The organism is Marinobacter fuscus (assembly GCF_003007675.1).
GTDB classification, from domain to species: Bacteria; Pseudomonadota; Gammaproteobacteria; order Pseudomonadales; family Oleiphilaceae; genus Marinobacter; species Marinobacter fuscus.
This window is the reverse complement of sequence record NZ_PXNP01000056.1, coordinates 1-8,816: the sequence shown is the minus strand read 5'-3', so window position 1 is coordinate 8,816 and position 8,816 is coordinate 1. Positions and strand designations below refer to the sequence as shown.

The 8,816-nt window shown below is 54.3% G+C and carries 6 protein-coding genes and 1 pseudogene; 3 read left to right on the top strand and 4 right to left on the bottom strand.

From position 1 onward, the window contains the following. The 4 genes and pseudogenes from C7H09_RS20205 to C7H09_RS09190 all read right to left on the bottom strand — a co-directional run. Positions 1-154 (bottom strand): annotated as a pseudogene (locus tag C7H09_RS20205) (IS5/IS1182 family transposase); the annotation flags it as partial. After that, positions 154-387, bottom strand: a complete 234-nt coding sequence (locus C7H09_RS09200; protein ID WP_106762264.1) for a hypothetical protein — start codon at positions 385-387, stop codon at positions 154-156. The pseudogene C7H09_RS20205 and the gene C7H09_RS09200, both read right to left, overlap by 1 nt. A gap of 28 nt (positions 388-415) precedes the next feature. Then, positions 416-1,048 (bottom strand): metallophosphatase domain-containing protein, encoded by a 633-nt coding sequence (locus C7H09_RS09195; RefSeq protein ID WP_106762263.1) that lies wholly within the window; start codon positions 1,046-1,048, stop codon positions 416-418. After that, the gene (locus C7H09_RS09190; RefSeq protein WP_106762262.1) at positions 1,045-1,650 is read right to left on the bottom strand and encodes a 3'-5' exonuclease; all 606 of its coding nucleotides are present in this window, start codon (positions 1,648-1,650) and stop codon (positions 1,045-1,047) included. The genes C7H09_RS09195 and C7H09_RS09190 overlap by 4 nt, the downstream gene beginning before the upstream one ends. Positions 1,651-2,194: 544 nt before the next feature. On the opposite strand from C7H09_RS09190, the gene C7H09_RS09185 reads away from it, so the two are divergent. From C7H09_RS09185 to C7H09_RS09175, 3 genes are read left to right on the top strand one after another with little or no spacing between them, the layout of a single operon-like run. Next, entirely contained in the window at positions 2,195-3,442 is a 1,248-nt protein-coding gene (locus tag C7H09_RS09185) for a hypothetical protein (protein ID WP_035232415.1), read from the top strand. Next, the gene (locus tag C7H09_RS09180) at positions 3,442-5,805 is read left to right on the top strand and encodes a hypothetical protein (RefSeq protein ID WP_106762261.1); all 2,364 of its coding nucleotides are present in this window, start codon (positions 3,442-3,444) and stop codon (positions 5,803-5,805) included. The genes C7H09_RS09185 and C7H09_RS09180 overlap by 1 nt, the downstream gene beginning before the upstream one ends. Beyond that, entirely contained in the window at positions 5,738-8,608 is a 2,871-nt protein-coding gene (locus C7H09_RS09175; protein ID WP_133166217.1) for a hypothetical protein, read from the top strand. The genes C7H09_RS09180 and C7H09_RS09175 overlap by 68 nt, the downstream gene beginning before the upstream one ends. Positions 8,609-8,816: the final 208 nt, after the last annotated feature.

The following is an 8,816-nucleotide window of genomic DNA, read 5'->3' as shown; positions in this document are numbered from 1 at the left end:
TGCCTTCGTAGCGGGCGTAAAACGCACTCAAATCCAGCTCCTCGACAACATCACTGACAAAATAGGCCAGGTGGCCATCAGGCAGCCACTCGTTCAGGCTTGGGGGAAGGAGCAATTCCTGGTCGGGCGAGTACGGGCGGAAAGTGGTTCCCATCAGACGTCCTGTTGCCGAAAAATTTTCGGTTTATTATGCCAGAAACGGACTTCTGCCGCGCAGACTCCTAGCGCCTGGTATTCGCCATCCCACACCTGAGCATGCCGGTACCGGACTACCTGTTCGGGTGTGAGCTCGACAATCTCATCAAATCCGGTTTCGTAGCCCTCAACCAGCACCGGCGTCTCCGGCGGCAACTTTTGTAGTTGCGTTATCAGCTCTTCTGCTGTCATTTCGACTCCCCGGTCAAATTTGACCGCCTCAAACTTCTATCACAATCGGCGCGTTCCGCGGCTCATACCGAGCGGTGCAGGTGCTGGCATTGATCAACGTCGTTAGCCCCTTCTGATACTCCCCATAGCCTTCATGGATATGACCAAAAATGTGCGCTTTGAGTGAGAGTTGCTGGATTCGGTTAAGCAAGTCAATGCAGCCAACATTCTGGCATTTGAATCCGAGGTTTGCCTCATCGCCGATACCTTTGGGTGGGCCGTGGGTAATGAGCACATCGGTATCGCTCGGTATAAGCTGCCATTTTTTGTGCAACTGCTGGCCACGCTCCAGCATAAACGCCCAATCCATAAAGGTGGGCGTCCAGGGTGAACCCCAGAACCGAATACCCTCAATCTCCACGCCGCTGTCTTCCAGGTAAATGGCATTCGTCAGTGCCTGCCGTGCCAATTCCGGGGTTTCCTGGAAGGCCCAGTCGTGATTGCCGGCAATCACAATCTTATGACGGTGCGGCAGCGTTCCGAGCCATTCATTGAGCTCTTCGATGTTCTCCAGCGTGCCCTGGCCCAGGCAGTCACCGGCATGGATCAAGACATCGCCATCTGGAATATCCGGTATGCGATGGTGCAGACTGTGAGTGTCGGAAATACAGACCAGTTTCATACTGGCACCTCCGGTGGCGTCAGCAACTCGGGTTCCAAAGACCAATCCATATACGGGAGGACTCGGGCCATATTTCGCGCATCGTCCACACCACGATGGTGATGGCCCTCAAAGTCCAATCCGTGAAAAGCTAGCGCGTGGGCAAATCCATTCTTTCTCTTCTGCCCCGTGGTGCGTCGCCAGATACGTTTCAAATTCAGGTGCGGGCGAGCCAGGATGACCGGCCAAGCACCGTCCAGCTGGCTTTGAGCCTCCAGGTGCAAACGATCATAGTTACCCCAACTGCACCAGATAAAATCGTCAGGCAGATCACCCAGCCAGGCATTCATGGCCTCAATCGCCTCGGGGAGCGTGGGCGCGGCATCCACCATCGACTGGGTGATCCCGGTCAGCTCCATGCAGAAGTCGCTCAGCACAGGATTCCGGGTTGGCCTGACCAGAAACGCGTGGGCATCCAGCAGGTTTCCCTTCCGAGTGGCGAGGGCACACCCGACTTCAATGATCTCCATGTTGTGGATACTCTGAGAATCACCATTGGGTGCCCGCTGCATCTCCCAGCAAGTTGCCTCTAGGTCCACAACAAGGATCGTTTCGTCACGCATTTTTCTCGCCCGGGCACTCGGCTTGGCATCTTAAAAGCGGATATTCAGCTCACCTAGAGTTTCACTTTTCTTGATTCGTAGATCTAGTTTACCGGAGTTATTGGCGCTTGAGGGCGACTCCTCACAAACGATGATTTTTCTGATTTCTTGCTCGATTTTGCTGGACGGGAGAGCTGCCTTTGCGGTCACTTCGCCTTTGTTTTGCTCCAAAGTCGAGATTAAAAGCGGGCTTTTTCGTACGCATTTTCCAGTACGACGCCAATGCCTGTTCCAGTTCCTTCCCAGCTTGGTGAAATAAACGGTTTTTTCTTGGGTAAAACATAATCATAAAAATCAGTTACTTACATATAATATTTTATGATTCGGTGGTCATTTATGGTTACATGGTAGGCGTTAAGCCTACCTAACTTGCTGAAAAGGCTCGGTTTTTTGACGGCCTGCGTGCTTGCGCACTTTCTGGGGCAGTGATACTCCTAAAAAAGGATTTTTGAGGGGCAAAGGTCGAACGCCCCTGATGTCGATTGAATTCAGTTAGGAGCAGAACGTGACCGGAACTAAGCGAACCCTAAAATTTTTACGCGTTGCGCAACTAAGACTTGAACGGTTAGATACCGAGGTTGAGGACGTGATCCTCGGCTCCTACTCTGGACTACGTAGGCCAGAACTCCTCACTGAAGACGCGCTTCTAGCTGTGGCCAGTCACTATCCTGTTTCGGTTTGCAAGACCAGGAATGGCGATTACCGTGTCGTCGGAAACGCGCACGTAGCTGCACTCCTGAAAGTATTCGCTCCGGATAACAAGGTTCAGGTTCTCGTGTGGAAGCACCGAGAAGCTGAAAGTCAGCAGGTTTCGCGATTACTGGCAGCGTTGCTTTTCGGGCTGGGCTCGCAAAATGCTTTCCTTCGACTCTGGGCCAGTCTTTCGGATGAGGAGCGCCGTTGGATCTCACCTTCTCTCAACACTCGAGTGGGGCTGGAGGAGTTCGCCGGCATCAGCCGCAAGCTCAAAATCCAGGATGAGGAACCGGTTCTCGTTCCCGGACTGGCACGGCACTTACTTCGGCCGGACGAGAGCGAGGAGCCTGAAGTTGACCATCATGACGCGCTGAGTGAGGTTGATCACCCCGACTTGGAAGCGGGTGTTGCTGAGGCGGGGGCTAGAACCTCAAGTGCCGATATCAAGCCTGTATTTCTGGACCCCCGCACCCGCTCAATTTTTGAACACCTACTAGCCTCCGGCTCTGAACAGCCAGGCCTCCAGAGCTCGTCGCCAGCTGTCCCTGACTACCTGAGCGATGCCCTACGCCAGGTAGAACTGTTGGGACAGGATAACGATGGAACTGTGCAACCCGATGATGTAGCTGACGATGCCCCAGCATCGAAAATCCTCGACGCGGTCAAAGCTCATTTCACGGTTATGTGGCAACAGGCTGCTGAAGAAAGAGAGTCGGGGTTACGTCTACAGCTCTGCGCGACGCTCACCGCTTCTTGTATCGAGTGGCTGAATGATCTCCATAGCGACAGTCTCCTCAAACAGTTTTCCAATCCGAAGAATGCCTGGGCCGCTATTTCGGCGTTGTCACTCGACACCATCGGACAGTTAGCGCCGTTCTCACCCAACGCTGAAAGTCTGCTCCACAAAGTTCAGGACACATCTCAACAGTGTGACGACGGTAACCCTGACAGCAAAGCCGAGCGGCGGCACCTCAAGAACCTGGAGAAATATCTCACGGGTTATCTAACGGCGAAGGCTCAGATGCGTCTTCCCCTCAACGACGCGGAGGTCGCGTGATGGCATTGAAATTTGACCCCAATAACCCCGAGGCTCTCCTGATCGAACTTGTGCAGCCTCGATCAGACTGGCTCGGGATGGATAGCATCGTAAGTCTGCTACCACGCTTGGTGAAGGCATTTGAAGAAATTTCGCAGCCGATCGACGGTGCGGACGCATTTCTGGAATGGTTGGGTTGCGGTTCAGTAGAAACGAAGTATGAGGAACTTGCCCCCAACCGCCGGGGACCCCGGGGAATTGTCGGTGAATCTCCGCAGCATGCGGGGCTGTACAAACTCGCGAGGAAACCGGAGTGCTCTGAAATTAGACTGCAGGTTTCAGCGTATGTCATTAACACTGCCGCCGTTTGGCGAAAAGAATTAGTTCCTTCCGAAAAGGAGGGGTTTGACCGGCGGCTTGCTGATGCTTGGCGAGCGTTAAGGTTCCTATCGGACTCAGCTTTGGTGAAAGTGCCAAAGCCTCTAAACGATATAGAAAAATTTGAGCGACACTTTGCCCGAGTCAATGAGCACCTGGATCAACGGCAATTTGAAGGGCAGGACACACGTTACCTCAAAGAACTTCATGGATTTTTCAAATCTTATCTTGGTGAAGGGAAATTCGTTACTTACCAATCCGACAAACAAAAGTCACAACGCCGGGAAATACAGAAAACCGGTAAATGGACCCCTTTGGACAACGATGTTGATTCTGAGGTGGAAGGTGTTCAGGGGCGTACGGTCCACATTACGCTACCGAAGAAGTCGGAGGGTGTGCATACGCAGTTCCGGCGCGCCGGCAATGCGCCAGAGGAATTGATGAGTGAGAGCGTTCTGATTTCAGAGCGCGGAGCTACTCTCAAAACAGGGCGCGGTGAAACGCCCTCCATCGGACTCAGAAAACAGCAACCGAAGCGCGCAGCATACCGGCGTGCAAACAGTTTTCTACCAGGTCGTTGGGAAAGCCTCAACGACTATGAGCGAGGGCTGGTTTTGAAAGCCCTGTTTGAGAACAAGATGGGCTCTGAAAATACGCGCCTACATGTCCTGTTGATCCTCCTCACCGGGCGCTCTCTGGAATCTATATCGGAAACTGTGGTCGTCCAGAACCGCTCTCAAGTACCGGATAATCCGCAAAGAAATAAACCGGGATGTATCTACCTCGTCAGAGACGATCAAGCTTGGGCAGGCTTTGTTGCGGAGCCTCCGGAGCGTCGAAAATTAGCGAAAAAATGGGCGCCTCATATGGAGGTCACAAATAAGCTGTTTATCGGTCCGATTCCGGATGTTTTTTGGCAAATACTCAGGCCGCGGGTAGAACCGGTTGCAAGGCGGGCTCGAAAGAAGGACCGGATTCTTTTCGCGAATAATCTTTCAACTGAGTCTGTGGCTGAGGAGATTGCGATTGAGATCAAAAAACTCAATAAGAGCACTGGTTCGAGGATTACCCTGAAACGAATTCAGACCTGCGTGTTTGAGGGGTTGATTCATCAAACCACGGATACGGTGGATGCGAGCCTGGTGACCGGGCGCACGCTACCCACCGGGCAATCGGCAAACCTCTACTACCACACCCGGGCGGTTGAGACGTTGGCGGCGGATTATGTCGATGTCGTGAATACCTGGCTGGTGAACCTGGGGCTCTCGTCGCCGTCGATGGCTCCCGCCAACCTCGATTTCGGTTTGCCGAGAGTGGGTTCTCCATTTTGCGTGCGTCTGGAGGTCATGCGAGACGTGGTTAGCCGACTGCGAGCGCAGATTGCCGAATACCGTAAAACGGCCTACTCCAGGGCCAACATCCGAAGATTTCATAATCTGTTTACAGCGTACGCCATCCTGCAGATTATGTGGTCGACCGGTTTTCGGGCCGTTCGCGATCCGATCGCCCATCCATACGAGTTCAACGAGCGCCGGGGATTCGTAATTATTGCTGACAAAGTGGATGACAATCTCGGCCACTCTCGCCTGGTTTACCTGCCGGAGGTCGTTATCGATCAGCTTCGCCGCTATGAGACGCACCGGCAGCACATGAAGCTGCGCCTGAATGAGGTAGGCGTCGAAGCTCCCATTGAAACCTTCTTCGTTTTTCTTGATGCGAAACTCCAGTCAGAGTTCGCGACCCCAAAACGATTGGCGGATGAAATTCAATGGACGTTTCCGTGGCCCCTGAACGTCAACCGGCACACCCTGAGAGGCTTCCTGCGTGACCAGGGGGTTCCAGGTTATCTGGTCGACGTCTTCATGGGGCACTGGGGCGTGGGGACTGAGCCTCTCGCCAAGTTCTCATCGCTCGATCTTTTCGAGATGAAGAATCGGATTGTGCCGGCAACAGCGGCGTTGTTGGATGAGTTGGGGTTCGGGGTGGAGGCAGGTCTCGATGCGTGATGATAAAGCAGTGTTTGAGCCATTAAATAAACCGATTGATGCTTTGAAGAAGAGGCTGTCAGCGGCAAACCAAGGACCCTCAGTGGGCTCCGAGTACCGGGCCAATAATCGAAACGCCGAGAAACTCGGCCACCTGGAGGCGGTCCGGGAATATCTGCGAGAGCACCACCCGGAGCTGGCAAGCGGCCAGCGAGGATTGACGATGACAGCCGAAGAGGTTGCCCTGCTGATCGACAATACCTGTCAAACCGTTGAAGGTCGGGCGGTCAAGGACCGGCAGTACTACCTCGTGAAACTGTTGGAGGAAGGGGTGAAAACCCGGAATTGGCAGCTGCCCGTCCCGATGCCTGTGCAAAGCGTCCAGATGTTTTCCTCGTTCACCACCCCTGACATGGGAGCCCGATTGGCCGACTACGACCGTATAAATGATGCGTTCCTGGCCAGCCTGGAGATTGCTGCCCCTGAGCTGCCAGCCGAAGAGGCCATGGAGAGGGATGCTGGTGAGTTACTGTACAGCCTGGTTTTTCATAGCGGCGTTACCGCGCGCCGATGGTTCAACCGGCTGAGTGAGGCGATCCGGCAGGGTGCCGGTAGCGCCGGTGATTACACATGGCTGGAATTGGAATCGACCTCGCTTGGCGGGCGTCCCCGTCCCTCAACCGACACCTGCCGTAGGGTCATTCTGGCGCCTATCACCGAACTGCTGCTTCGACGCTGGTACCTGCGCTGGGGCAGCAATTGGCCAGAGGTAAATGAGGTAAAAGGTAAGGCGTCTCCGGATGAGGAACTGCTGACGCGCTTTGTCGGTGGGCTCATTGAGGCAAACCGGATTACCTTGAACCGGCCGTTGCATGTTTTTGCGGTTGCCGAGGCAAACCTGGTCATGGTCGCGCCAGGTTTCCTGGTTCACTACGCCCGAACACCTGACCTGGGCGCTTCTTTGCCATTGTCTAACTGGATGCGATTGTTGACCGGTGGGACGGTGGTCCAACCTGCACCGCAAGCATCTCAGGATGAGCGTGAGAACGAGATGGTCGGCTCTCCGGCTCTCATCGTTCCTGAATTCCCGTTGATCGACCAAAAACCATTTTTCAAACGTCTGATGAAGCGGGTGCGGTTCCTGGCATCTGAAGCGTTGACCGCCCAGGGGGCCAGAGACCCTATAGGGACGGACAGGCAACGGAGGGATGTATTGGCAACGAAAGCGGAGGTGTTCAAAACGCTCGACAAAATTGCAGAAGAGAAGGGCTGCTCCATTTTGGTGCAGTTGATGTGTCACTACGTTCGAGCCCTTCTGAAAACTGACGAGAGTGTGTCACCGGCCTTGCAGCAAAAGATTCGCAATCTTCAACACCTGGAACTTTTGCTGCCCTATGCAACTGACATTCCGAACCCTGAAAGCCTGGACTCGGATGAGTGGCAATCGATCTATGAGACGGTGGTGAGCGGCTTTCCCGGTAACGGTGGAGCACTCAGACAGACATTATCCGAGTGGCACGAATTTCTTCACCGATATTACGGAATGCCTCGTATCCCAATGGAGGAGGGCTCAGGCTATGGCGTCGACGCGGCAATACTGACGCCTCTGGAGTATCACCGGGCAAAGAGCTTTTTGTTGGCTCGTGCCGACGATGAGCTGGCGGGAATACAGCTGGCCCTGTTGATTATGGGGTTCCGTTGTGGGCTTCGGCGAACCGAGTGTTGGGCCCGGCAATACGGAGATTTCCATGGCCTCGGGGATCCTACCGTTAACGATCCCGAGCTGCTCGTACGTCCCACCAAAATTGCCGGCGTAAAGTCGGACGCGGCAATCCGCCGACTTCCTTTACGCTTGCTTTTAACCGGAGATGAACTGGAGTGGTTGACCGGGTTTGTGAATGGGCGCAAGTTGCGGCGCGCCAACGATGAGGCGCGTGACGCCTTGTTCGAAGATCCAGTCAGCGGAACCTTTCGAATCCAGGAAAAATGGGCGTTTGATGGGCTGACGGCCCTACTCAGGTCCGTGTCGGGTGATGAAAATATACGTTTTCACCATCTGAGACACAGTTTTGCAACGCTGACCTTGCTGCGATTGCTGGAGCGCAAACCTTTTGACCTCTTGCCGGAAACTTGGGTTCGGTCGAATGACGTAGAACTCATGCCAGCCGTGCACGGCTCAGGCAACACGGTAAATGCTGGAGTCGCTAACGCCTGGCGGCCGCTTTCTCAGCTGGCTCAGTGGATGGGCCATTCGAGTGAAAGGGTGACCCTAAAAAGCTACACCCACCTGCTGGATCTCGCACTTCGCCAGTACTTGCTTAGCGATGATCGGTCTTACACGATTGCACAGCAGCAAGCGCTTCTAGACAAAACGTCAGGTGCACTTGAACGATTCCGGCACCGTGCACAGCTAAAGGACCGAGTGACACCCGGAATAATATTGGCAGCTGTGGCTCGAATACCTGCGAAAGGCCTGATGGCGCTTCCGAAAATCAGCGATAAAAAGAAGGAATTGCCACCCGTTGTAAACCGGGTGTCTGAAGACGTCAATCCGCTGCTGCCGTATCGGGTTTCGTGCCAGGTTTTCATTCGCACGCAGGCGCAGCTTCATGAGCCCCTGCCTGTGGCATTGGAGAAAACGGCGGCCCAGTTGGATCTGGATTTGCCGATCGTGCAGCAGTGGTATGAGCGCTCGGCGTTGCTGATGAACAGCTCTACTGGCATGACCGGAACACCCTCACCGACTCGAAAGCTTGGCATTCGGTTGAGTTTTTCGTTGAGACCGAAATCAGAGCTAGGAGCCTGCGCGGCAGAAGTGTTTTGAGCAATTGCCTCCGCCGCGCCGAATCACGGTTGTGCCCGAGAGTATATGCGCAGTATCCAACCGGATAGAGTCACGATTTTCTATTCAGGCAATCAAGACGGTTATAGGCAAGTTCACAACCGTAGCCCGACCACTCAGCACGGCCCAGCACGCCGCCTCAGATCGCCTATGTCAGCCTCATCAGCGAACTCATCCGCCTGAGGTTAAG